Raw genomic sequence first — 26324 nt, 5'->3', positions numbered from 1 at the left:
CCGGTCCCCCCTCCCGCCGTTCCGCGACGGCTCCCGGACGGGGCCGCGGTCCGGTCCGGGCGGTCAGGAGTCCATGGCCGCGGCCAGGCTCCTGGGACGCATGTCGGTCCAGTGGCTGTCGACGTACGCCACGGCCTCGGCCCGGGACGTCTCCCCCAGCGCCACCTCCCAGCCGGCCGGGACCTCGGCGAAGGACGGCCACAGCGAGTGCTGGCCCTCCTCGTTCACCAGGACCAGGTAGGTGGCGTCCTCGTGCTCGAACGGGTTGGTCATCGGTCTCTTCCTCTCTCGGGTCGTGCGGGGGTCTCGGGCCGTGCGGGGTCCGTGCGGCCGGCGGCCGGACGGGTGGTCAGCGGGCGTCCCGGCGGGGGCGGGCGCCGGTTTCCGCGGCGCGGGCGATCTCCCGCAGCGCGGCGGAGAACCCGTCCGCCAGCCGCTGGACGGTCCCACGGTGGTGCAGTGCGGTCGAGTAGGTCCAGGAGAACTCCATCCGGTCGCCGGCGACGCTGCCGGTGACGTCGATCAGGTTGGTGCGCAGCTCCTCCGGCGCGTGGTCGCCGCCGGGGGAGTCCAGGAGCCGGCGGAGGAAGCCGTCCCCGTCGCCGCCGTCGCCGGTGCCGTTGCCGGTGCCGCCGCCGAACCGGCCCAGGTAGTTGAAGGAGACCGGCGCGGGCGGCAGGTCGCGCAGGGCGGCGGCGCGGTCCTCGCCCCCGAGGTACCGCAGGGCGCCGAAGCCGATGCCGTTGCGCGGCACCTGCCGCAGCTGCCGCCTGACCGCGGAGACGGCCCGCCGCCAGTCGCCGTCGGCGGGCACGTCGAGCACGAGCGGGTGGACGGTGGTGAACCACCCCACCGTCCGGGACAGGTCGACGTCGTCGAACAGTTCCTCCCGGCCGTGCCCCTCCAGCTCCACCAGCACCCGGGAGGTCCCGGCCCAGCCGTGGAGCACCCGGCCCAGCGCGGCCAGCAGCACGTCGTTGATCCGGCTGCGGAAGGCGCCCGGGACCCGGTGCAGCAGCAGCCGGGTGTCCTCGGCGGACAGCGCGGAGGACACCACGTCCTGGGAGGCGACCGTGTTGCTCCCGCCCGGGGTGTCCAGGGGGACCTCCGTGACCGCGTCGGCCGCCACGGAGGCCCAGTACCCGGCCTCCTCGTCGAAACCGCCCTGCCGGGTGAACTCCGCCAGCCGGGCGGCCCACTGCCGGAACGAGGTCGACTTCACCCCCAGGTCGGCCGGCTTCCCCTCGGCCAGCTGCCGGTACGCCGTCGCGACGTCCTCCAGCAGCACCCGCCAGGACACCGCGTCCACCACCATGTGGTGCGCGCCGAACAGCACGAGCGGCGGCCCGGCCGCGCCCCGGTCGAACACCACGGTCTCGAACAGCGGCCCCTCGGCGAGCCGCCGCTCCGGCCGGACCCGCCGCGCCTCCCCGGCGACCAGCCGCTCCAGGCCGGCGCCGGTGGGGGCGGAGGAGGCGTCGACACGGCGCAGCACCCGCCGCACGTCCTCCTCGGGCACGATCCGCTGCACCCACCCGCCGTCCTCCCGGCGCTCGACGCGCAGCCGCAGCATGTCGTGCCGGTCCAGCACGGCGGCCACGGCGGGCTCCAGCAGGCCCGGATCGGCCTCCGGCGCGAGCTCCGCCAGCAGCGACATGTCGAAGTGCCCGGGGGCCGCGGGGTGGGTGTCGAGGAACCACCGCTGGACCGGGGTGAGCACCACCTCGCCGCTGACGGGACCCTGCTCGGCGGGGATCCCGCCCGGCCCCGCACCGGCCGGGCCCGCCGGGCCGTCGCCGCCCGCGGCCGCGGCCTCGTCCAGGGCCGCGGCCAGGCCGGCGACGGTCTGCCGCACGAACACGTCCTTCGAGGACAGGGCCAGGCCGGCCCGGCGGGCCCGGGAGACCAGCTGGATGCTCAGGACCGAGTCGCCGCCGAGGTCGAAGAAGTTGTCCTCGACGCCGACCCGGTCCACGCCCAGCAGCCCGGCCCAGATCCCGGCGAGCAGCTGCTCGGTGGGGGTGCGCGGGGGCACGTACGCGGCGCCGGCGAGGTCGTCGTGGGCCGGCTGCGGCAGGGCCCGGCGGTCCAGCTTCCCGTTCGCGGTCAGCGGCAGCTCCGCGAGGGGGACCACCGCGGCCGGGACCATGTACTCCGGCAGGGCCTCGGCCGCCGCGGCCCGCACGGCGCGGGCGTCCGGGAGGGAGGGGCCCTCCCCGGCCTCGGCGGCACCGCCGGACGGTCCGTCACCGCCGTTCGGGGCGTCACCGCCGGACGGGCCGTCACCGGGCGAGCCGTCACCGCCGGACGGACCGCCGACCACGTAGGCCACCAGGCGCCTGACGCCCGGCCGGTCCTCACGGACCACGACCGCGGCCTGCCGGACGCCCGGCACCCGGCACAGCACGGCCTCGACCTCGCCCGGCTCGATCCGGAAGCCCCGCACCTTGACCTGGTCGTCGGCCCGGCCCACGAACTCCAGCTCCCCGCCCGCGGTCCAGCGCACCACGTCGCCGGTGCGGTACGCGCGGGACCCGGGCGGGCCGTACGGGTCGGCGACGAACCGTTCCGCCGTCAGGTCCGGCCGTCCCGAGTACCCCCGGGCGACGCACTCGCCGCCCAGGTACAGCTCGCCGTGCACGCCGACCGGCACGGGCCGCAGCCAGGCGTCCAGCACCCGGGCCCGCACGCCCGGCACGGGCCGGCCGACCAGCGGGCGGTCCGACTCCCGGACCGTCCAGCACAGGCTGTTCACGGTGTTCTCGGTGGGGCCGTAGAAGTTGTGGCTGCACACCCCGGCGTCCCGCAGCCGGGCGGCCAGCGCCCCGTCCAGGGGCTCCGCGCCCACCGTGATCACCCGCTGCCGGTGACGTCCCTCGCCCAGCAGACCGGCCGCGACCAGCTGGGTGAGGTAGGAGGGGGTGGTGTCGAAGTAGTCGACGCGGTGGTCGTGCAGGTAGCGGCACAGCTCCTCGGCGTCCAGCCGGGTGCGTTCGTCGATCACGTGCAGGTGGTGGCCGTCCAGCAGCCACACCAGGGGGTCCCAGGAGGCGTCGAAGGTCCAGGCGGCGATGTGCGCCGCGGTCAGCTGCCCGCCGCCGGACGCACCGCCGCCGGACGTACTGCCGGACACACCGCAGCCACCCGCGCCGCCGCCCGCACCCAGGGGCTCCAGCACCGTGGCGCGGTAGCCCTCCGCCATGGCCCGCAGGTTGCGGTGGTCGACCACCACGCCCTTGGGGGTGCCGGTGGACCCGGAGGTGTACATCACGTAGGCCGGGTCGGCGTCGGCCGTCGGCGCGGTGCGCTCCTCGTCGCGCAGGGGGGAGGCGTCCAGGGCGGCGAGCCGGGCGAGGGTCGCCGCGCCGTCGAGCGCGACGACCTCCGTGCCGGGGCCGAGGAGGTCCCGCAGGTCCTGCTCGGCGGACTCCAGCGCCAGGACCGCCCGCGGCCGCGCCTGCCCGACGACGGTGCGGATCCGCCCGGCGGGGTGGGACGGGTCCAGGGGCACGTACGCGGCCCCGGCGCGCAGCACGGCGAACACCGCCACCACCGCGTCGTCCGTGCGGGGCAGGAGCAGGGCGACGCGGTCGCCCGGCCCGGTGCCGGAGGCGGCGAGCAGCCGGGCCAGCCGGTTGACCCGCGCCTCCAGCTCGCCGAAGGAGACGGTGACCTCCCCGGCGGTCAGCGCCGGCCGGTCCGGGTGTTCGGCCGCCACCCGGGTCAGCCGTTCCGGCACCCGGACGGCGTCCGCGGGCAGGGCCGGCCCGGCGGCCTCCGGAACGGGCAGGGGGTCACCGGCGAGCGGGTCCAGCTCCCTGATCGGACGGCCGGGGTGCTCCGCCATCAGCTCCAGCAGGGCGGTCAGCCGGCCGGCCAGGCGGGCGACGGTCTCCGGCTCGAACAGGGCGGTGTCGTACTCGAGCGCGCCGAGCAGCCGCCCGCCGGACTCGCCGAAGTCCAGGCTGAGGTCGAACAGCGAGTGCTCGCGGGACAGCGGGTGGTCCTCCACCCGCAGCCCGTCGAGGACCGGCGCCGACTCGGGGGCGTTCTGCAGCGACACCACGGCCTGCACCAGGGTGGGCCGGGAGGGGTCGCGCTCGGGCGCCACCGCCTCCACCACCTTGTCGAAGGGCACGTGGGCGTGGCCGAAGGCGTCCAGGACGGTCTCCCGCACCGCCGCGAGCAGCCCGCCGACCGTCGCCGACTCGTCGACGCGCGTGCGCAGCGCCAGCGTGTTGACGAAGAACCCGACGACGTCCTCCAGCTCCGTGCGCTCCCGCCCGGAGGTGACGGTGCCGACGACGACATCGTCCTGCCCCGTCCACCGCGACAGCAGCAGCTGCACGGCGGCGGTCAGCGTCATGAACAGCGTGGTGCCGTGCTCGCGGCCGAGCCGGTGCAGCCCGCCGAGGACCGCCGCGTCCACCTCGAAGCGGTGCACGGCGCCGGCGGTGCCGCGCACCGGCGGGCGCGGCCGGTCGGTGGGCAGCTCCAGCGGCGCCGCGCCCGCGAGCCGCTCGCGCCAGTGCTCCACGGAGGCGGCGAACGCCTCACCGCCCCCCGCCCCGTTCTGCCACACGGCGAAGTCCGCGTACTGCAGGGGCGGTTCGCCCAGGCCGGCGAGACGGGCCAGCCCGGCGGGGTCCGCGGCACCGGCGGCGCCTTCGGCACCTTCGGGGCCGGTGTCCTCCCGGCGCAGCGCCGCCGAGTACAGGGCGCCGAGCTCGCGGACCAGGACCGACATCGACCAGGCGTCCGTGACGATGTGGTGCATGCACAGCAGGAGCACGTGGTCGTCCTCGGCCAGGCGGGCCAGCAGCAACCGCAGCAGCGGGCCCTCCCGGAGCGGGAACGGCCGCCGCACCTCCTCGCCGAGCACCCGGTCCAGCTCCTCCGGCCGGCCGGTGAGGTCGGTCACGGGCAGCCGCACCGGGCCCGGATCCTGCACCACCTGGACGGGCCGGCCGTCCCGGGAGGCGAAGACGGTCCGCAGCGACTCGTGCCGGTGCACCAGCGCCCCGAGGGCCGCCTCCAGTGCGGGCACGTCCAGCGGCCCGGTCATCCGCAGGGCGCCGCCGGAGTTGTACTCGGCACCGCCCGGCTCGAACTCGTCCAGGAACCACAGCCGTCGCTGCGCGTACGACAGCGGCAGGTCGCTGCCGCGCGGGGCCCGCGGGATGCGGTCCGCGCCCGGCCCGCCGGTGCCGCCGCCGGACGCGGCGTCCCGGACGGCCCCGGACGCACCGGTGTCCGCACCGGTGGCAGCACCGGCGTCCGCACCGGTGTCCGTGCCGGTGGCGGCGCGGGCGGCGTCCACGGCGGCGGCGAGCCCGGCGACCGTCGGACGGTCGAACAGGACGCGCGGCGGAAGCCGCACGCCCAGTGCGTCCGCCACCCGGGAGACGAGCCGGATGCCGCCGATCGAGTCCCCGCCGACCCGGAAGAAGTTGTCGTGCACCCCCACCCGGGCCGGGTCCAGGCCCAGCAGGTCGGCCCAGACGGCGGCGAGCGCCTCCTCGTCGGGGGTGCGCGGCGCCACGTGCCCCGCGTCCGACTGGCCCGCCCAGTCGACGGCGGGCAGCGCCGCCCGGTCGACCTTGCCGTTGGCGGTCAACGGGATCGACTCCAGCAGGCAGAAGGCCGCCGGGACCATGTAGTCGGGCAGCAGCCCGGCCGCTTGCTCCCGCAGCACCGCCGGGGACGCGGCCCCGGGCTCCGAGGGCACCACGTGGGCCACCAGCCGGCGTTCCCCGCCGCCGGCCCCGGCGCCCCCCGCGCCCGGCGCCCGCACCACGTCCACCACGGCGCCCGACACACCGGGCAGCCGCAGCAGCACGGACTCGACCTCGCCCGGCTCGATCCGGTGGCCGCGGATCTTCACCTGGCCGTCCGCCCGGCCGACGAACTCCAGCTGCCCGTCGGCGCGCAACCGCACCACGTCCCCCGAGCGGTACATCCGCGACCCGGGCGGCCCGAACGGATCGGCGACGAACCGTTCCGCCGTCGGCCCGGGACGGTTCCGGTAGCCGCGCGCCAGCCCGTCGCCCGCGATGTACAGCTCCCCGGGCACGCCGGGCCCGACCGGCCGCAGCCAGCGGTCCAGCACGTGGCAGCGGGTGCCGGCCACCGGCGTGCCGATCGGCGGGACGCCGCCCCCGGACAGCGGGCCGCTCATCGAGGCGCACACGGTGGTCTCGGTGGGCCCGTACCCGTTGTGCATGCGGCGCCCCGCGGAGAACGCCTCCACCAGCTCCCCGGGCAGGCCTCGCCCGCCACCATCAGCACGGACACCGGATCCAGGTCCTGCGGGGACAGCCCCGACAGCAGGGCCGGGGGCAGCGTCACGTGCGTGATCCCGTACTCGCGCAGCGCGGTCACCAGCCCGTGGCCGCGCAGCCGCTCGCGCGGCAGCACCACCGAGGTGCCGCCGTTGAGCAGCGCCACGGCCAGCTCGGCGACCGCCGCGTCGAAGCTGGGCGAGGCGAACTGCAGCACCCGGCTGCCCTCCGACACGCCCAGGCGGCCGCCCTGCGTCGCGGCCAGGGCGGCCACGCCGCGGTGGGTGACCACCACACCCTTGGGGCGGCCGGTGGAGCCGGAGGTGTAGATGACGTAGGCGGCGTCGTCGACGCGGACGGGGAAGGGGGCGTCGGCCGGCCCGCAGCGCGCGGCCTCCTCCCGCAGCAGGCCCAGCGGGATCCGCTCCACGCCCTCCGGCAGGCCGTCCGCGCCGGTTCCGCCTGCCGTGGGGCCGCCCGTGCCGCCCGTGCCGCCCGTGCCGCCGTCCTGCCCCGGCCCCTCGACGACGACCGTGCGCACGCCCGAGTCGCGGACCATGTACTCCAGCCGGTCGGCCGGATAGGCGGGGTCCAGCGGCAGGTAGACCCCGCCGGCCCGCACGATGCCCAGCAGCGCGGCCACCTGGTCGGTGCCGCGCTCCGTGCAGACCCCCACGTACTCGCCGCGGCGCAGGCCCCGCGAGAGCAGGACGGCGGCGAACCGCCCGGCGCGGTCGTCGAGTTCGGCGAAGCTCAGCCGCTCGTCGGCGGACACCGCGGCGACGGCGTCCGGCCGCAGGGCGACCTGCTCGGCGAACAGCGCGGTCAGGGTCCGGGGAAGCGGAACCTCCTCGGCGGGGCCGCCGCCCGGGCCGCCCGCACCGCAGTCCGGGTCGCCCGCCGCAACGTCCGCCGCAACGTCCGCCGTGCCCGAGGCCGTTCGGCCCGCCGCGACGAGGGCCCGGTCGGAGGGGGTGAGCGGGTCGAGCGCCCGCAGCGGCCGGGGGTCGGCCGCCGAGGCCAGGACGCGGCACAGCCGCTCGGCCAGGGCGGCCACCGTCGTGGCGTCGAAGATCTCGGTGCTGTACTCGATCGCGGCGTCGATGCCGTCGGCGTCCTCGTGGAACTCGAAGGTCAGGTCGAACACCGAGTGCTCGCGGCGCAGCGGGAAGTCCCGCGCCTCCAGGCCGCCGAGGGAGGCGCCCTGCCCGCTGTCGACGTTCTGCAGCACCACCGTGGCCTGCACCAGGGGAGGGACGGCCGGGTCCCGCTCGTCCAGCACCGCGTCCACCACCGAGTCGAACGGCACGTGGGCGTGGTCGAAGTCGGCCAGCACGCCGTCCCTGACGCCGGCGAGGAGCCCGCCGAACGACTCCCGCTCGTCGACCCGCCCGCGCAGCGCCACGGTGTTGACGAAGAACCCGACCAGGTCGCGCAGCTGCGGATCGTCCCGGCCCGCGACCACGGTGCCCACCACCACGTCGGAGGAGCCCGTCCAGCGCGACAGCAGCAGCTGCACCCCGGCCACCAGGACCATGAACAGGTTCGCGCCGCCCGCCTCCGCGGCCTCCCGCGCCGCCGCCGCGGCCTGCGCCGGGACGCGGAACCGGTGGGACGCGCCGGCGGTGCCCCGCACCGGCGGACGCGGCCGGTCGGTGGGGAACTCCAGCGGCCCGGCACCGGCCAGCCGCTCCCGCCAGTACGCCAGAGACCGCTCGTACCCGGGCCCGTCCGCCCGGCCCCGCTGCCACACCGCGTAGTCCGCGTACTGCACCCGCAGCACGTCCAGGCCGGCGGCCCCCGGCAGCCGGGCGGGCCCCGCCCCGGGGTCGGCGACGGCCGCCCGGTACAGCCGGTCCAGCTCGGAGCGCAGCACGCCCGTGGACCAGCCGTCGGTGACGATGTGGTGCATCACCACCAGCAGCACGTGCCGCGGCCCGTCCGCCGGAGCGTCACCCGCCGGGACCTCGTCCGCCGGCGTCCCGGCGGCCCGGAACAGGCGCACCCGCAGCAGCCGGCCCTGCTCGAGGTCGAACGGCTGTGCGTAGCACCGCTGCACGGCGTCGGCCAGGGCCTCCTCGCCGCCTGGCGGCGCGGCGGACTCCTCGAAGTCCACGTCCGCCGCGGCCCGGTCGGTCCCGTGCACCACCTGCACGCCCCGCCCGTCGACCTCGCGGAAGGAGGTGCGCAGCACCTCGTGCCGGTGGACGAGCGCGGCGAACGCCCGGCGCAGCGCCCCGGCGTCCAACCCGCCGCGCAGGTCCAGGCAGAAGCCGGAGTTGTAGTCCGCCCGCCCGCGCTCGACCCGGTCGAGGAACCACAGCCGCTGCTGGGAGAACGACAGGGGCAGCCCTGCGTCCCCGCTCACCTCCCCGCCGTCCCCGCCCCCGTCCCCGTGCCCGGGCCGGGGGACGGGCACGATCCGGTCGCGGTCCTGTCTGAGCTGCCTCTGGGCCAGCCTGCGCCGCATCTCCTCGCGCAGCCTGGCCTTGGGGTCGACGTTCATGGCGCGGTCCTCCACCGGTGGGTCCACAAAGGGGATCGGGTCGTTGTCGCGGGAGTGCCCGGCCGCGTTCCGGTCCACGGATCAGCCCTCCATCTCGGCGAGGACGGCGTCCTCGACCGCTTCGGCGAAGGCCCGCAGGCTCTGGTGCTCGAACAGGGTCCGGTGGGGCAGCCGCACGGCGAACGCCGCCTCGACCGCACCGGTGATCTGCATGCTGCGCAGCGAGTCGCCGCCGATCTCGAAGAAGTTGTCCTCGGCACCCACCCGCGCCACGTTCAGCGCCTCCGCCCAGATCTGCGCGAGCGTCTCCTCGGTCAGCGTGCTCGGCGCCACGTAGCGGTCCTCGGACAGGCGCGACCAGTCGGGGGCGGGCAGGGCCCGGCGGTCCACCTTGCCGTTCGGGGTCAGCGGGAGGTCCGCGGCGGTCATCAGCACCGACGGCACCATGTAGGACGGCAGGACGGCGGCCAGCTCGGCGCGCACCGCCGAGGTGTCCGGGCCGCTCCCGTCGCCGCCGCTGCCGCTGTCGCTCCCGTCGCCGCCGCTGCTGCCGCCGTCGGGCAGCAGGTGGCCCACCAGGTGCCGGGCGCCGAGGGCGACTCGGCCACGGTGACGGCCGCCCGGGCCACACCGGAACAGCCCGCCAGCGCGTTCTCCACCTCCCCCAGCTCGATGCGGAAGCCGCGGACCTTGACCTGGCCGTCGGACCGGCCGATGAACTCGATCCGCCCGTCGGCGTTGCGGCGGACCACGTCCCCCGTGCGGTACATGCGGGACCCGGGCGGGCCGAAGGGGTCGGCGACGAACCGCTCGGCGGTCGGGCCGGGCCGGTTCTCGTACCCGCGGGCCACGCCCTCCCCCGAGACGTACAGCTCGCCGGGCACCCCGGTGGGCGCCGGGCGCAGGAAGGCGTCGAGGACGAGGGCGCGGGTGTTGTCCATCGGCCGGCCGATCGGCACCTCCCCGGCCAGCGCCTCGTCGAGGCCGATCGGGGTGCAGGTCGCGAAGGTGGTCGTCTCGGTCGGGCCGTAGACGTGCACCACCTCGGTGTCCGGGCAGTGCTCCCGCACCCGGGCGAAGGACGCGGGGCGGGCGGCCTCGCCGCCGGTCCACACCTCCCGCAGCCCGGCGAAGCACTCCGGGTCCTGCTGCGACAGCAGGTCGAACAGGGCGGTGGTGAGGAACATCGCGGTGATCCCGTGCTCCCCGGCGGAGCATCCGCGCACCAGGTCCGCGGACAGGTCGCCGGGCGGGGCGACCACGACGGTCCCGCCGGACAGCAGGGGCGTCCACACCTCGTAGGTGGAGGCGTCGAACGCGTGCGGCGAGTGCATGAGCACCCGCTCGTGCCCCTGCCCCCAGCGGCGGTCCGCCGCCAGCGCCACCACGTTGCGGTGGGTGACCACCACGCCCTTGGGGCGACCGGTCGAGCCGGAGGTGAACATCACGTACGCGGCGGAGGACGCCGGGACCCGCTCCGCGGCGGTGTCCGGGCCGGCGGTGTCCGGGCCGGTGGCGTCCGGGCCGGTGGCGTCCGGGCCGGTGACGTCCGGGCCGGTGGTCTCCGGGTCGGCGGCGTCCAGGACCAGTACCGGCACCGGCGGGTCGGGGAGCCGGTCGAGCATCGAGACGTCCGCGACCACGGCGACCGCCCCGGAGTCCTCCAGCAGCCCGGCGACCCGCTCGGCGGGGAAGGACGCGTGCACCGGCAGGTAGGCCCCGCCCGCCCTGAGCACCGCCAGCATCGCCACCACGACCTGCGCGGAACGCGGCATCAGCAGCAGCACCCGGGACTCCGGACCCACCCCCGCCCCGCGCAGGCGGCGCGCCAACGCCTCGGCCCGCGCGTCGAGTTCGGCGTAGGTCAGCTCCCCGTGCCCGCCGGGGTCGGCGACGGCGACGGCGTCCGGGCGCAGGGCGGCCTGCTCGGCGAACAGCTCGTGCACCGTGCGGTCCGGCAGGTCCGTGGTGCCGCCGTCGGCGGCGGCCTCCTCCGCGGCGTCCGGCAGCCTCACGGACAGCCGGCCCAGCGGCGCGTCCGGCGCCTCCACCATCGAGCCCACGATGCGCCCGAGGTCCTCCAGGAGCCCGCGCACGGTCGGCTCGTCGAAGCACTTCGGCTCGTAGCCGAGGATCAGCCGGAACCGCCGGTCGCCGGAGTACGCGCTCAGGGTCAGCGGGTAGTTGGTGGCTTCGTTGGCGGTGATGTCGTGGACGGTGAGGTGGTGGGTGCGGGCGGTGTTTTCGTCGACGGGGTAGTTCTCGAAGACGACGAGGCTGTCGAAGAGGGGGGTGTCGGTGGGGAGGGGGGTGTGGTGGTGGATGTGGGTGAGGGGGAGGTGGTCGTGGTGGCGGGCTTCGGTTTGTTGGTTCTGGAGGGTGTGGAGCCAGTGGGTGACGGTGGTGGTGGGGTCGATGGTGGTGCGGACGGGGAGGGTGTTGATGTAGATGCCGATGGTGTGTTCGGCGTCGGGTTGGTCGGCGGGGCGGCCTGAGGTGGTGGCGCCGAAGACGATGTCGGTGCGGCCGGAGTGGGCGGCGAGGAGCAGCGCCCACGCCCCCTGCACCACCGTGTTGAGGGTGATCCTGCGCCGCCTGGCGAAGTCGTGCAGCGCCTCCGAGAACTCCGCCGGCGGCACCCACTCCACCCGCTCGGTGGAGCGTGCGGTGCGGGGGTCGTCGGGGGTGCGGTCGTAGGGGAGGGGGACGGGGGTGTCGTAGCCGTCGAGGACGTTTTGCCAGTGGGTGTGGGCGGCTTGGGTGTCCTGTCGGGCGAGCCAGGCGAGGTGGTTGCGGAAGGGTGGCCGGTGGGGAGGGGTTGGCCGCGGTAGGCGGTGAACAGGTCGGCCATGACGAGGGGGAGGCTCCAGCCGTCGAGCAGGAGGTGGTGGAAGGTCCACACGATCTGCACGCGGGTGTCGGTGAGCCGGGCGAGGGCGACGCGGGAGAGCGGGGGTGCGGTGGGGTCGATGCCGGCGGCCTCGTCGCGGGCGAGGAACTCGCGCAGTGCGGCCCGCTGCTCGTCCTCCGACAACCCCCGCCAGTCCTCGGTCACCACCGGCACGGTGACGTCCCGCAGCACCACCTGCACGGGCTCCGCCAGACCCTGGTGGACGACGAACGACCGCAGCACCGGCGTCGCGTCCGTCACCGTCTGCCACGCCCGCGCCAGGGCCTCGACGTCCGTCACCCCCTCCAGGGACAGGATCGTCTGCTCGAAGTACGAGGACGAGTCCGGCGCCAGCAGGGTGTGGAAGAGCATGCCCTGCTGCATGGGGGTGAGGGGGTGGACGTCCTCGACGTTCCGGCCGAGGTTGAGGCGGTCGAGGGTGGGCTGGTCGAGGTGGGCGAGGGGGAAGTCGGAGGGGGTGGTGCCTCCGGTGGGGTGGTTCAGGCAGTGCCGGAGGAGGTCTTCGAGGGCGGTGAGGTAGTCGCGGGCGAGGGCGGCGACGGTGTCGTGGTGGTGGATGTTGCGTGAGTAGGCCCAGTCGACGGTCAGGCGTCCGTCCACGACGCGGGCGACCACGTCGATCAGGTGCGGCCGCTCCTCCTGCGGCGCGTACTCCCCACCGGCGTTGAGGTCGGTGGTGGTGAACAGCCCCCGGCCGGTGGCCGCGGTGTCGAACTGGCCGAGGTAGTTGAAGCTGATCCGGGGCTGCGGGTGGTCCTTGCTGCCGGTGCCGGTGCCAATGTTGTTGGTGAGGTGGTGGAGGGCGCCGTGGCCGAGGCCGTGGTGGGGGACGGCGCGGAGGGTTTCCTTGGTGGTTTTGAGGCGGGTGTCCCAGTCGTGTGCGCTGTTGGTGGGCAGGGCGAGGGGGAAGAGGGTGGTGAACCAGCCGACGGTGCGGGTGAGGTCGACGTTGTCGAAGAGGTCTTCGCGGCCGTGGCCTTCTAGGTTGACGAGGGTGCGGTCGTGTCCGGTCCAGTGGCCGAGGGTGTGGGCCAGGGCGGTGAGCAGGACGTCGTTGATGCGGGTGCGGAAGACCGGGGGGACCTCGTGCAGCAGCTCCCGCGTCCGCTCCACCGACAGTGACAGGGTCACCGACTCCTGGGATCCCATGGTGTTGGGGCCGGACAGGTCGACCGGTGTCCGTACGGGAACGCCCTCGACGGCCTTCGCCCAGTAGTCGGTTTCGTCGTCGAACCGGCCTTGGGCGGTGGCTTGGGTGAGGAGGTGGGCCCAGTGCTGGAAGGGGGTGGTGCGGGGGCCGAGGTCGACGGGCTGTCCGGCGGTGAGTTGCCGGCAGGCGGTGGTGAGGTCGTCGAGGAGGATGCGCCAGGAGACGCCGTCGACGACGAGGTGGTGGACGGCCAGGAGCAGGCGCCGGGGGGCGGTGGGTCCGTGGTCGAGGAGGACGGCGCGCAGCAGGGGGCCGTGTTCGAGGTTCATGGAGGCCTGGGCGTCGGCGCAGGCGCGGGCGGTGCGGGTGTCGAGTTCTTCGGCGGGGACGCCGGTCAGGTCGACGGTGTGCAGTAGGCCGCCGGCCGCCTCGGTGCCGGTGTCGGTGCTGGTGGTGTCGGGTGCGGGGATGTGGAGGCGGCGGCCGCCGGGGCGGGTGGTGTCGGGGACGGCGCGCAGGCGGAGCATGTCGTGGTGCTCCAGCAGCGCGGCCAGCGCGCGCGGCAGCACGGAGACGTCGAGGTCCTCGGACAGCTCCAGCAGCACCGACATGTTGAAGTGGTCGGGGGCCTCGGGATGGGTGTCGAAGAACCACCGCAGGATCGGCGTGGCCGCGACCTCGCCCGTCACCGGACCGCGGTCGGCGGGCACGGTGGTGTCCCGGTCGTGCACCGCGGCCTCCGCCAGGGCGGCCACGGTCTGACCCGAGAAGACGTCCTTCGAGGTGAGGGTGAGTCCGGCGCGGCGGGCGCGGGAGACGACCTGGATGCTGAGGATCGAGTCGCCGCCCAGGTCGAAGAAGTTGTCGTGGACGCCGACCCGCTCCACGCCCAGCACCTCGGCGAACACCCCGGCCAGCACCCGCTCCGTCTCGTTGCGCGGAGCCGTGCGGTCCGCCGCTGCCGCCCCGTCCCAGTCGGGTGCGGGCAGCGCCTTGGCGTCGATCTTGCCGTTGACGGTGAGGGGGATTGTGTCGAGGAGGACGACGGCGGCGGGGACCATGTAGTCGGGGAGGGTGGTGCCGAGTGCGGTGCGCAGGTCGGCGGTGTCGGGTGTGGTGCCGGGTTCGGGGACGGCGTATCCGACGAGGCGCCGGATCCCGGGTTGGTCCTCCCGCACGGTGACGACGGCCTGGCGTATGTCCGGGAGGTTGGTGAGGGCGGTTTCGATTTCGGTGGTTTCGATGCGGTGGCCGCGGATCTTGACCTGGTGGTCGGTGCGTCCGGTGAAGTGGAGGGTGCCGTCGGGGTGAGGCGGGCGAGGTCGCCGGTGCGGTACATGCGGGTGCCGGGTGGGCCGTAGGGGTCGGCGACGAAGCGTTCGGCGGTGAGGGCGGGGCGGTTCCAGTAGCCGCGGGCCAGGCTTTCGCCGGCGACGTAGAGTTCGCCGGTGGCGCCGGGGGGTACCGGGCGCAGGTGGGCATCGAGGAGGCGGACGGCCGTGCCGTCCACGGCGGTGCCCAGGGGCGGTGTGCCGTCGCCGTTCAGCGGCTCGCTCATGGTGGCGCAGACGGTCGTCTCGGTCGGCCCGTAGCAGTTGTGCAGGTCGCGTCCCTGCGACCACAGGCCGGCCAGCTCGCCGGAGCACGCCTCCCCGCCGACCATCAGGTGTGTCAGGCCGGGCAGTTCGGAGGCGGACAGGGTCGGCAGGACCGCCGGGGGGAGCAGGGCGTGCGAGACGCGCTGCTCGCGCAGGACCCGGGCGAGCTCGTCGCCGACGAGCCTGGCCCGCGTGGGGACGACGAGCGTCGCGCCGTTGAGCAGCGACATGCACAGTTCGAAGACGGTCGCGTCGAAGCTGGGCGAGGCGAACTGCAGCACCCGTGACTCCGGCCGGACGTTCAGACGGGTCCGCTGGGTGCGGGCGAAGTCGGCGATGCCGCGGTGGGTGACCACCACGCCCTTGGGGCGGCCGGTGGAGCCGGAGGTGTAGATGACGTAGGCGGCGTCGTCCAGGGCAGGAAGCACCCGCGGGGCCGCATCCCCGCCCTGCGGGTCCTGCGACTCCTGCGGTTCCTGTGAGCCCTGCGGGTCCGGCAGGTCGTCCAGGAGCAGCCGGCGGGGAGTGGCGGGGACGCCGTCCGCGACGGACCGCTGGGTGATCACGACCTCCACCCCCGAGTCGTCGACCATGTACTGCAGGCGCTCGGCCGGGTACTCCGGGTCCAGCGGCAGGTAGGCGGCGCCCGCCTTCACCGCTCCGAGGAAGGACGCGGTCAGGTCGGGGCCGCGCTCCAGGCACACGCCGACGAACGACCCCCGTGTCACTCCCAGGTCGAGCAGGGCGCGGGCGATCCGGTCCGACCGCGCGTCGAGTTCGGCGTAGGTCAGCTCCCCGCGCCCGTCGGCGTCGGCGTCGGCGTCGGCGTCGGCCACGGCGACAGCGACGGCGTCCGGGCGCAGGGCGACCTGCTCGGCGAACAGCCCGACCAGGGTGTCCTGCCGGCCGTCGCCGTTCCTGGCGGGCAGCGCCTGCGCGGCGAACTCCCGCTGCTCGGCCGCGGTCAGGAACGGGACGGCGGCCAGCCGGGCCTCCGGGGCGGCCTGCAGCGCCTCCAGCAGGTGGACCAGACGGTCCAGGAGCCGCTCGGCGGTGGAGGCGTCGAAGAGGTGCGGGTCGTACCGCAGGTGGAAGCCGACGGTCCGGCCGTCGTAGGCCGCGAGCGTCAGCGGGTAGTTGGTGGCTTCGTTGGCGGTGGTGTCGTGGACGGTGAGGTGGTGGGTGCGGGCGGTGTTTTCGTCGACGGGGTAGTTCTCGAAGACGACGAGGCTGTCGAAGAGGGGGGTGTCGGTGGGGAGGGGGGTGTGGTGGTGGATGTGGGTGAGGGGGAGGTGGTCGTGGTGGCGGGCTTCGGTTTGTTGGTTCTGGAGGGTGTGGAGCCAGTGGGTGACGGTGGTGGTGGGGTCGATGGTGGTGCGGACGGGGAGGGTGTTGATGTAGATGCCGATGGTGTGTTCGGCGTCGGGTTGGTCGGCGGGGCGGCCTGAGGTGGTGGCGCCGAAGACGATGTCGGTGCGGCCGGAGTGGGCGGCGAGGAGCAGCGCCCACGCCCCCTGCACCACGGCGTTCACCGTCAGACGGTTGCGCCTGGCGAAGACGTGCAGCGCGTCGGACGCCCCGGCCGGCAGCTCGGTGACGACCTTCGCGGTGGAGCGTGCGGTGCGGGGGTCGTCGGGGGTGCGGTCGTAGGGGAGGGGGACGGGGTGTCGTAGCCGTCGAGGACGTTTCGCCAGTGGGTGTGGGCGGCTTGGGTGTCCTGTCGGGCGAGCCAGGCGAGGTGGTTGCGGAAGGGTGGCCGGGTGGGAGGGGTTGGCCGCGGTAGGCGGTGAACAGGTCGGCCATGACGAGGGGGAGGCTCCAGCCGTCGAGCAGGAGGTGGTGGAAGGTCCACACGATCTGCACGCGGGTGTCGGTGAGCCGGGCGAGGGCGACGCGGAGAGCGGGGGTGTGGTGGGGTCGATGCCGGCGGCCTCGTCGCGGGCGAGGAACTCGCGCAGTGCGGCCCGCTGCTTGTCCTCCGACAACCCCCGCCGGTCCTCGACCGTGACGGGGAACCGCACTTCGCGGTGGACCACCTGGAGCGGGACGTCCACCCCCTCCCACACGACGCTGCTGCGCAGCACCGGCGTCGCGTCCACCACCGTCTGCCACGCCCGCGCCAGCCCCTCGACGTCCGTCACCCCGTCGAGCACGAAGGAGACCTGCTCCAGGTAGGCGGGCGAGTCGGGTTCGAGCAGGGTGTGGAAGAGCATGCCCTGCTGCATGGGGGTGAGGGGGTGGACGTCTTCGACGTTCCGGCCGAGGTTGAGGCGGTCGAGGGTGGGCTGGTCGAGGCGGGCGAGGGGGAAGTCGGAGGGGGTGGTGCCTCCGGTGGGGTGGTTCAGGCAGTGCTGGAGGAGGTCTTCGAGGGCGGTGAGGTAGTCGCGGGCGAGGGCGGCGACGGTGTCGTGGTGGTGGATGTTGCGTGAGTAGGCCCAGTCGACGGTCAGGCGTCCGTCCACGACGCGGGCGACCACGTCGATCAGGTGCGGCCGCTCCTCCTGCGGCGCGTACTCCCCGCCGGCGTTGAGCGTGAGGGAGGAGAAGAAGGAGGAGTCCTCGGTGGCGGTGTCGAACTGGCCGAGGTAGTTGAAGCTGATCCGGGGCTGCGGGTGGTCCTTGCTGCCGGTGCCGGTGCCAATGTTGTTGGTGAGGTGGTGGAGGGCGCCGTGGCCGAGGCCGTGGTGGGGGACGGCGCGGAGGGTTTCCTTGGTGGTTTTGAGGCGGGTGTCCCAGTCGTGTGCGCTGTTGGTGGGCAGGGCGAGGGGGAAGAGGGTGGTGAACCAGCCGACGGTGCGGGTGAGGTCGACGTTGTCGAAGAGGTCTTCGCGGCCGTGGCCTTCTAGGTTGACGAGGGTGCGGTCGTGCCCCGTCCAGTGGCCGAGGGTGTGGGCCAGGGCGGTGAGCAGGACGTCGTTGATGCGGGTGCGGAAGACCGGGGGGACCTCGTGCAGCAGCTCCCGCGTCCGCTCCACCGACAGTGACAGGGTCACCGACTCCTGGGATCCCATGGTGTTGGGGCCGGACAGGTCGACCGGTGTCCGTACGGGAACGCCCTCGACAGCCTTCGCCCAGTAGTCGGTTTCGTCGTCGAACCGGCCTTGGGCGGTGGCTTGGGTGAGGAGGTGGGCCCAGTGCTGGAAGGGGGTGGTGCGGGGGCCGAGGTCGACGGGCTGTCCGGCGGTGAGTTGCCGGCAGGCGGTGGTGAGGTCGTCGAGGAGGATGCGCCAGGAGACGCCGTCGACGACGAGGTGGTGGACGGCCAGGAGCAGGCGCCGGGGGGCGGTGGGTCCGTGGTCGAGGAGGACGGCGCGCAGCAGGGGGCCGTGTTCGAGGTTCATGGAGGCCTGGGCGTCGGCGCAGGCGCGGGCGGTGCGGGCGTCGAGTTCTCCGGCGGGGACGCCGGTCAGGTCGACGGTGTGCAGCAGGCCGCCGGCCGCCTCGGTGCCGGACGCGGTGCCGGTGCCGGTGCTGGTGGTGTCGGGGGCGGGGATGTGGAGGCGGCGGCCGCCGGGGCGGGAGGTGTCGGGGACGGCGCGCAGGCGGAGCATGTCGTGGTGCTCCAGCAGCGCGGCCAGCGCGCGCGGCAGCACGGAGACGTCGAACCCGTCGTCCAGTTCGACCATGACCGACATGTTGAAGTGGGGGGCCTGGGGGTGGGTGTCGAAGAACCACCGCACGATCGGCGTGGCCGCGACCTCGCCCGTCACCGGACCGCGGTCGGCGGCAGAGGCGTCCGTCCCCGCCGTTCCTGCCGGTTCCGTGACGGAGGCGGCCTCCGCCAGGGCGGCGACCGTCTGCCGGACGAAGACGTCCTTCGAGGTGAGGGTGAGTCCGGCGCGGCGGGCGCGGGAGACGACCTGGATGCTGAGGATCGAGTCGCCGCCCAGGTCGAAGAAGTTGTCGTGGACGCCGACCCGCTCCACGCCCAGCACCTCGGCGAACACCCCGGCCAGCACCCGCTCCGTCTCGTTGCGCGGAGCCGTACGGTCCGCCGCTGCCGCCCCGTCGCCGGGGCGGGGCTCGGGGAGGGCACGCCGGTCGACCTTGCCGTTGCTGTTCAGCGGCATGGCGTCGAGCGGCACCAGGACCGGGGGCACCAGGTACTCGGGCAGCCGCTCGGCCAGGCGGGCCCGTACGGACTCGGTGTCCGGCCGTGCCGCGAGGTCCTGTTCGTACACGAGGTAGCCGACCAGCCTCCGGCCGCCCGTGCCGGTCCCGCGGACCACGACGGCGGCCTCGGCGACCTCGGGCAGGTCCAGCAGCGCGGCCTCGACCTCGCCCGGTTCGATGCGGAAGCCGCGGATCTTCACCTGGCCGTCGGCCCGGCCCCGGTACTCCAGCTCGCCCCGCGCGTTGCGGCGGACCAGGTCTCCGGTGCGGTACATGCGGGCCCCGGGCGGGCCGTAGGGGTCGGCGACGAACCGTTCGGCGGTCGGGCCGGGGCGGTTCCAGTAGCCGCGGGCCAGTCCGGCCCCGCCCGCGTACAGCTCTCCGGTCACCCCGGGCGGCACCGGCCGGAGGAGGTCGTCGAGCACGTGCAGGACCGTGTCGTCCAGGCCGGAGCCGATGGGCAGGCTCCGCAGCCCCTCCAGGTCGTCGGAGGCCGGCCGGCGGGTGACGAAGGTGGTGGTCTCGGTGGGGCCGTAGACGTTGGTCACCAGGGTCTCGGGGCAGGCGGCGGCGGCCCGGCGCACCGCGGGCAGGTTCGCGGCCTCGCCGCCGGTGAGCACTTCGCGCATACCGGCGAAGCAGTCCGGTTTCTGGGTGGCGTACAGGTTGAACAGGGAGGTGGTCAGGAACGTCGCATCGACCCCGTACTCGCGGGTCAGGGCGCCGAACGCCTCCGCGTCGAGCTGCCCGGGCGGGGCGACGACGACGGTGCCGCCGGACAGCAGCGGCGCCCAGATCTCGTACGTGGCCGCGTCGAAGGCGTGCGAGGAGTGGAAGAGGACCCGGCCGTGGCGGCCGGTGCGCCAGTGGCTGTCGGCGGCGAGGCGGGCGATGTCCTCGTGGGTCACCGAGACGCCCTTGGGGGTGCCGGTGGAGCCCGAGGTGAACATCACGTACGCCAGCTGCTCCGGCGACGCGACCGCGTCGCCCGGCAGCGTCTCGCCCGCGCCTGCCTCGCCCGCGCCCGTCCCGCCCGCGCCCGTCGTGCCTTCGTCCGTGGCCGGGAGGCCGGTTCCGTCGAGCACCAGCACCGGGCGCCCGTCGTCCCGCGGCACCCGGTCGGCGGAGGCGGCGTCGGTGAGGACGCACAGCGCCCCGGTGTCCTCGGCGAGCCGGCGGACGTGCTCGAGGGGGTGGCCGGTGTGGGCGGGGACGTACGCCCCGCCGGCGCGCAGCACGGCGAGCATCGACACCACGACGTGGATCCCGCGTTCGAGGACCAGCAGCACGGGGGTCTCGCGTCCCACGCCGAGGGCGCGCAGCCGCCCGGCCAACTGTTCTGAGTACGCGTCGAGTTCGGCGTAGGTGAGCCGGCCCTGCGGCCCGGTGACCGCGGGCGCGTCCGGCGCGGCGGCGGCCGCGGCGGCGAACAGTTCGGGGACGGTGGACGAGGGGCCCTGGGGGGCGCGGCCCGTCCACGTCTCCAGCTGCTTCCGCTCGTCGCCGTCGAGGAGGTCCAGTGCGGCGATCCGTCGCCGCGGGTCCTCGGTGGCGAGGTCGACGAGGCGGCGCAGGCGGTCGGCGAGCCGGTCGACGGTGGAGGGCAGGAACAGGTCGGTGTTGTACTCGACCGAGACCCGCAGCCCGCCGTCGCGCTCCTCGAACTCCAGCACCAGGTCGAACAGTGACGAGGTGCGGGGCAGCTGGACGTCCGTGACGTCCAGGCCGGGCAGCCCGACGTGCCGGGGCAGGGTGTTCTGCAGCACCATCATGACCTGGAACAGCGGGGTGCGGCTCGGGTCGCGCTCGGCGGCCAGCTCCTCCACCAGCCGGTCGAAGGGCACCTCGTGGGCGAAGGCGTCCAGCACCGTGCCGCGCACGCCGTCCAGGAAGGACTCGACGGTGTCCGACGGCCGCGGCCCGCAGCGGATCACGAGCGGGTTCACGAAGAAGCCCACCATGTCCTCGGTCAGGCGGTCGTCCCGGCCGGAGGAGGCGACGCCGAGGGCGACGTCCCTGCTCCCGGACGAGGCGGCCAGCAGCAGCTGGGTCAGCGCGGTCAGCGTCATGAAGAGGGTGGCGCCGCGCCGGCGTCCCAGTTCCTTGAGCGCTGCGGTCCGGTCCGCGGGGAGGACGAAGCGGTGGACGGCCCCGGCGGTGGTGCGCACTTCGGGGCGGGGCAGGTCGGTGGGGAGCGGGAGCGGCTGGAGTCCGTCCAGCTGCCGGGCCCAGTAACCCGTCCGGCCGCGGTCCTCCTCCCGCGCCTCCTGCTCCCTCCGCGCCCGTTCCCTCTCCTGTTCCCGGACCGCGAAGTCCGCGTACTGGAGCTGCGGTTCGGGCGGCGGAACCGTTCCGGCGACGGTGTGCAGGCGGTAGAGCGCCTCGAGCTCCCCGGTCATGACGCCGAGCGACCAGCCGTCGCTGACGATGTGGTGGGCGCTCAGCACCAGCACGTGCTCGTCCTCGGCCAGCCGGACCAGCAGTGTGCGGAACAGCGGCCCGCGGGCCAGGTCGAACGGCTTCTCCGTCTCGGCCCGCAGCAGGTCCTGCAGGGCGGTCTCCCGGTCCGCCGGGGGCAGCCCGGACAGGTCGGCCTCCTCCAGGGCCACCGGGGCGTCCGCCGGGTCGGCGATCCGCTGCACGGGGCTGCCGTCCACCTCGTGGAACGTGGTCCGCAGCGCCTCGTGCCGCTCGGGGAGCGCGGTCAGGGCGGCGCGCAGCGCGGGTACCGACAGGGGGCCGCGCAGCCGGTGGGCGCTGCCGGTGTAGTACTCGGCGGAGCCGCCCTCGTACTGGTGCAGGAACCACAGCCTGCGCTGCGCGGAGGACAGGGGCAGCGGCCCGCCGCGGTCGGCGGGGTCGACGGGGGTGACGGCGGCGTCGGCCGTGCGCAGCCCGCCGGCCGCCAGCAGGGCCGCGGTGGGGCGTTCGAAGAACACGCGCCGGTCGGCGGTCGCCCCGAGCCGGGACTCGATGCGGGACAGGGCCCGCACGGCCAGGATCGAGTCGCCGCCCAGGTCGAAGAAGTTGTCGTGGACGCCGACCCGTTCCACGCCCAGCACCTCGGCGAACACCTCGGTGACGGCCTGCTCGGTCGCGTCGCGCGGGGCGGTGTACTCGCCGCCCGGCGCCTCGATCACCGGCTCGGGAAGGGCCTCCCGGTCGATCTTGCCGTTGACGGTGAGGGGGATTGTGTCGAGGAGGACGACGGCGGCGGGGACCATGTAGTCGGGGAGGGTGGTGCCGAGTGCGGTGCGCAGGTCGGCGGTGTCGGGTGTGGTGCCGGGTTCGGGGACGGCGTATCCGACGAGGCGCCGGATCCCGGGTTGGTCCTCCCGCACGGTGACGACGGCCTGGCGTATGTCCGGGAGGTTGGTGAGGGCGGTTTCGATTTCGGTGGTTTCGATGCGGTGGCCGCGGATCTTGACCTGGTGGTCGGTGCGTCCGGTGAAGTGGAGGGTGCCGTCGGGGGTGAGGCGGGCGAGGTCGCCGGTGCGGTACATGCGGGCCCCGGGTGGGCCGTAGGGGTCGGCGACGAAGCGTTCGGCGGTGAGGGCGGGGCGGTTCCAGTAGCCGCGGGCCAGGCTTTCGCCGGCGACGTAGAGTTCGCCGGTGGCGCCGGGGGGTACCGGGCGCAGGTGGGCGTCGAGGAGGCGGACGGCCGTGCCGTCCACGGCGGTGCCCAGGGGCGGTGTGCCGTCGCCGTTCAGGGGCTCGCTCATGGTGGCGCAGACGGTGGTCTCGGTCGGCCCGTAGCCGTTGAACAGGTCGCGCCCCTGCGACCACAGGCCGGCCAGCTCGCCGGAACAGGCCTCCCCGGCGACCATCATCGACACCAGGTCGGGCAGGTCGGTGGAGGGGACGGTGGGCAGGACCGCCGGGGGCAGGGTGACGTGGGTGATCCGGTGGCGGCGCAGGGCGTCGGCCAGTTCGCCGCCCGCCAGCCCGACGGGCCGGTCCGGCGCGACCAGGGCCGCGCCGTTGAGCAGGGCCATGCACAGCTCGAAGACGGCGGCGTCGAAGCTGGGCGAGGCGAACTGCAGCACCCGTGACTCCGGCCGGACGTTCATGCGGACCCGCTGGGTGCGGGCCAGGTCGGCGATGCCGCGGTGGGTGACCACCACGCCCTTGGGCGGCCGGTGGAGCCGGAGGTGTAGATGACGTAGGCGGCGTCGTCGGGGCCCAGCGGCACTTCCTGCGCCGCCGCCCCGGCGTCCCCGCCCGCCCGCGTCCCCGTCCGCGCCCCGGCCCCCGCTCCCGCCGCCTCGCCGGGCAGGTCGTCGAGGAGCAGCCGGCGGCCGGAGCGGGGGGCGGAGCCCGCGACGGACCGCTGGGTGACGACGACCTCCACCCCCGAGTCCTCGACCATGTACCGCAGGCGGTCGGCCGGGTACGCCGGGTCCAGCGGTAAGTACGCCCCGCCCGCGCGCATGACGGCGAGCGCCGCGACCACCGGTCCGGTGCCCCTCTCCAGGCACACGCCCACGAACGTCCCCCGCTCCACCCCCTCGGCCCGCAGGGCGCGGGCGAGCCGAGCGGTCCGCGCGTCCAGCTCCGCGTAGGTCAGCCGTTCGCGCCCGCCGACGAGCGCGGTCGCGTCCGGCCGCAGTGCGGCCTGCGCGGCGAAGAGTTCCGGCAGGGTCCGGGGCCCCGTGTCGCCCGCACGGCCGGCCGGGGGGACGGTACGGCCTGCGTTCCGGTCAGAAGCCACGGTTCCTACTCCTCATTGTTCGCGGTGAGCCGTGCCGCGGTGAGGCAGGAGAGCGTGCTGCACCCGGGCACGGCTTCGTACGGGCATGGGTCGCGGCCGCCGGCCGGGCCGGCGGCGCGGATCGTGCGGGACGGCGCGGGACGTGCAGGGGCGGCGAGGGACGCGGCGGGCGGGCGAGGGGGCCGACGTGCCGGGGCGGGGCGCTCCGGCCGCGGGACCGGCCGCTGGACCGGCCGCTGGATCGCCGCCTGACCGGCCGCGGCCGGTCAGGCGACGTGCCGGACGAGGGCCTCGCTCCGGCACAGCGTCCGCCCGTTGTACTGCATCAGGTCCACCGGGCCGGATCCGCGGGAGGCCAGGAAGCGGCCGCTGAACACCACCTCGTCGCGGTCCGCCGTCCGCACGGAGAAGGTGAGGTCGGAGCCGACCGTCAGGACGCCGGAGAGCCCGTTGCGGACGTCGAACCGCAGGCTGCCGCCGCGCCCGGGGGAGACGCGGATGCCCAGGTCCCCGTTGACGTACTCGCCGGTCAGCCGCTCGCCCGCCCGGTACGGCAGGCTGCTCGGGGCGGGCTGGCGGTAGCGGCCCACCCGCAGTCCGGCGTCGTCCAGCGCGTCGGCCAGGTCCTCCCAGGCGGCCAGTCCGGTGGTGGAGTTGGTGGTGAAGGCCAGGGCGGTGCCGGTGGACGGGTTGACCCGGACGTTGCACGAGCCGCCGTCGAGGGTGCCGTCGTGGCCGAGCCACAGCGGGCCGCCGGGGTCCCCGGAGGCGCCGCCGCCGGCGGGGAAGAGGCCCCAGCCTGCGCCCCATCCGGCGGCCAGGCCGAACGGGTCGGCCGCCGGGACGGGCCGGCCCATCTCGGCCAGCACCTCGGGGCCGGCGACCACGCAGTCCTCGGCGGCGTCCGCCTCCGGGAGGAAGGCACGGCCGAAGGCGACCAGGTCCGTGGCGCTGCCCGCCACGCCCCCGGCCGCCACCAGGGTCGACTCGACGTAGAAGTCCACGGGCTCGGCGCGGCCGGTGCGGGGGTCCACGGCGTGGCCGCTGACCGTGGTGCAGCCGGTCGTCCGCATCCGCGGGTCGTGGACGAAGGACAGGTCCAGGCCGGCCGGCTTGGCCAGGTACGCCTCCAGCGAGTCCCACCAGCTCTGGCCGGACAGCACCTCCACCACGTACGCGGCGACGGCGTAGCCGGTGTTGGAGTACGAGAACGCGGCGCCGGGCGGGCCGACCGGGTCGACGTGCAGGACGGATTCGAAGTAGCGGCGCAGCGAGGAGGACCGCAGCGGCTCGCCCTCGTGGTCGGAGACCAGGCCGGCCGTGTGGCTGAGGAGCCGGCGCATCGTCACCGACCGCATCGGGTGGCCGGGCGGGACGGCCGTGCTGCCCAGGGCGGCGGTGATCGGCTCGTCGAGGTCGAGATCGCCGTCCTCGACCAGCTGCAGCGCCAGGGCCGCGGTGAACACCTTGCTCACCGAGCCGTAGGCGAACCGGGAGCGGGTGGTGACCGGAGCCCCGCCGCCGACCCGCTCCACCCCGTGGCAGGCCTCGTGCAGTTCGCCGTCCCGGTACAGGGAGAGCTGCGCTCCCGGTATTCGGTGCCGGCGGGCCACCTCGCGAAGCGTGCCGGAGAGGAAATCGCTGTCCATGTGTGCGCCGAACCCCCCATGTGCCGAACCGGTCAAGGAATGGCTGGCTCCACCCTTACGGGTAGAGCTGACCCGCCCCCGTGGATTCAGCCTCATTCATCCCGACAGGCAACTCAAGTCACTCCGGCCCACTCCGAAAAGCACAGCTCACAGGGGTATGACTCGCGAGTAGGTACCCGGTGTGACGGCCGGTGCGCGGGCGGTGACCGGCGCTGCGGGGGTCGTCCGCGCCGAACCGGGGGGCGACCGTACTGCCAGGTCGGGGGTGGAGCCAGGTATCCCCCGATCGGATGACCCCGTGTCGACCTCGACGGCCGATGCCCGGGCCCGGCGGTTCGGGAAGGATCGGGGCATGCCCATCATCGAAGTCGACGGCCTGCGCAAGGCCTACGGGAACAGGACCGTGGTGGACGGGGTGTCGTTCACGGTCGGGGAGGGCGAGATCTTCGGCATCCTCGGCCCCAACGGCGCGGGGAAGACCACCACCGTGGAGTGCGTCGCGGGGCTGCGGGTCCCGGACGCCGGGACGGTCCGCGTCGCCGGGATCGACCCGCGCACCGACCGCGACGAGGTGCGGCAGATCCTCGGAATGCAGCTCCAGGAGAGCGAGCTCCAGGCGAAGCTGACCGTCCGTGAGGCGCTGGAGCTCTACAGCGCCTTCTACCGCCGCCCCGCCGACTGGCGCCCGCTGGCGGAGCGGCTCGGGCTCACCGCCCACCTGCGTTCCCGCTTCGCCTCCCTGTCCGGCGGCCAGAAGCAGCGCCTGTTCATCGCCCTCGCCCTCGTGGGCAGCCCCCGGCTGGTCGTGCTGGACGAGCTGACCACGGGCCTCGACCCGCGCGGCCGCCGCGACACGTGGGCGCTGATCGAGGAGGTGCGCGCCTCGGGGGTGACCGTCCTGCTCGTCACGCACTTCATGGAGGAGGCGCAGCACCTGTGCGACCGCGTCGCGGTGATCGACGCCGGGCGGGTCGCGGCACTGGACACGCCGTCCGGACTGGTCAGCGGCGCCGCGAGCCCCACCGTCATCTCCTTCACCCCCTCCGAGCCCGTCGGCAGCGGCGAGCTCGAGGCGCTTCCGGGCGCCGTCTCGGTCCGGGAACGGGACGGCCGCCTGACCGTCGACGGCACCGACGAGACGGTCGACGCGGTCGTCTCCCTGCTGGCCCGCCGGGGGATCACCGCCCGGCGGCTGCGCATCGCGGACGCCACCCTGGACGACGCGTTCCTCGACCTCACCGGCCGCACCCCCGCCTCCGTCCCCGCCCCCTTCCCGGCTGCGCCCGCTGCCGCCGCCGAGAGAGGAGAGGGCTGACGTGCCCGCTCCCACTTCCGCGTCCGCGTCCGCATCCGCGTCCGCATCCGCGCCCGCCTCCGGGCCGGCGACCGCCCCCGCACCTGCGCC

5 protein-coding genes and 3 pseudogenes are annotated in these 26324 nt (G+C 75.0%); 1 reads left to right on the top strand and 7 read right to left on the bottom strand.

The annotated features are described in order from the left end of the window. Positions 1 to 63 precede the first annotated feature (63 nt). The 7 genes and pseudogenes from GQS52_RS12270 to GQS52_RS12225 all read right to left on the bottom strand — a co-directional run bounded on the left by GQS52_RS12270 (position 64) and on the right by GQS52_RS12225 (position 24919). A complete protein-coding gene (locus GQS52_RS12270) occupies positions 64 to 273 on the bottom strand; it encodes an MbtH family protein (protein ID WP_182313492.1) in 210 nt (69 codons plus the stop codon). 76 nt (positions 274 to 349) lie between these two features. Further along, positions 350 to 5656: an amino acid adenylation domain-containing protein gene (locus GQS52_RS12265; protein ID WP_346268273.1), complete on the bottom strand. Its 5307-nt coding sequence runs from the start codon at positions 5654 to 5656 to the stop codon at positions 350 to 352. 3 nt (positions 5657 to 5659) lie between these two features. Continuing rightward, positions 5660 to 8751, bottom strand: a pseudogene (locus tag GQS52_RS27750) (amino acid adenylation domain-containing protein); the annotation flags it as partial. Positions 8752 to 8868: 117 nt separating this feature from the next. Next, positions 8869 to 9270 carry a phosphopantetheine-binding protein gene (locus tag GQS52_RS12260; protein ID WP_182313490.1) on the bottom strand — a complete coding sequence of 134 codons (402 nt, stop codon included), beginning with the start codon at positions 9268 to 9270 and terminating at the stop codon, positions 8869 to 8871. Next, positions 9219 to 13823, bottom strand: a pseudogene (locus GQS52_RS27745) (condensation domain-containing protein); the annotation flags it as partial. The gene GQS52_RS12260 and the pseudogene GQS52_RS27745, both read right to left, overlap by 52 nt. 340 nt (positions 13824 to 14163) lie before the next feature. Then, positions 14164 to 23270, bottom strand: a pseudogene (locus GQS52_RS12235) (amino acid adenylation domain-containing protein); the annotation flags it as partial. Between the two features lie 266 nt (positions 23271 to 23536). Then, positions 23537 to 24919 carry a serine hydrolase domain-containing protein gene (locus tag GQS52_RS12225; protein WP_182313477.1) on the bottom strand — a complete coding sequence of 461 codons (1383 nt, stop codon included), beginning with the start codon at positions 24917 to 24919 and terminating at the stop codon, positions 23537 to 23539. 352 nt (positions 24920 to 25271) lie between these two features. Here GQS52_RS12225 and GQS52_RS12220 point away from each other — a divergent pair, with 352 nt between their 5' ends. Then, a complete protein-coding gene (locus tag GQS52_RS12220; RefSeq protein WP_182313475.1) occupies positions 25272 to 26234 on the top strand; it encodes an ABC transporter ATP-binding protein in 963 nt (320 codons plus the stop codon). The last annotated feature ends 90 nt before the right edge of the window (positions 26235 to 26324 follow it).

Origin of the sequence: Streptomyces sp. SCUT-3, assembly GCF_014083985.1 — a bacterium.
Taxonomy (GTDB): Bacteria; Actinomycetota; Actinomycetes; order Streptomycetales; family Streptomycetaceae; genus Streptomyces_H; species Streptomyces_H thermolineatus.
This window is presented reverse-complemented; position numbering and strand designations above follow the sequence as displayed.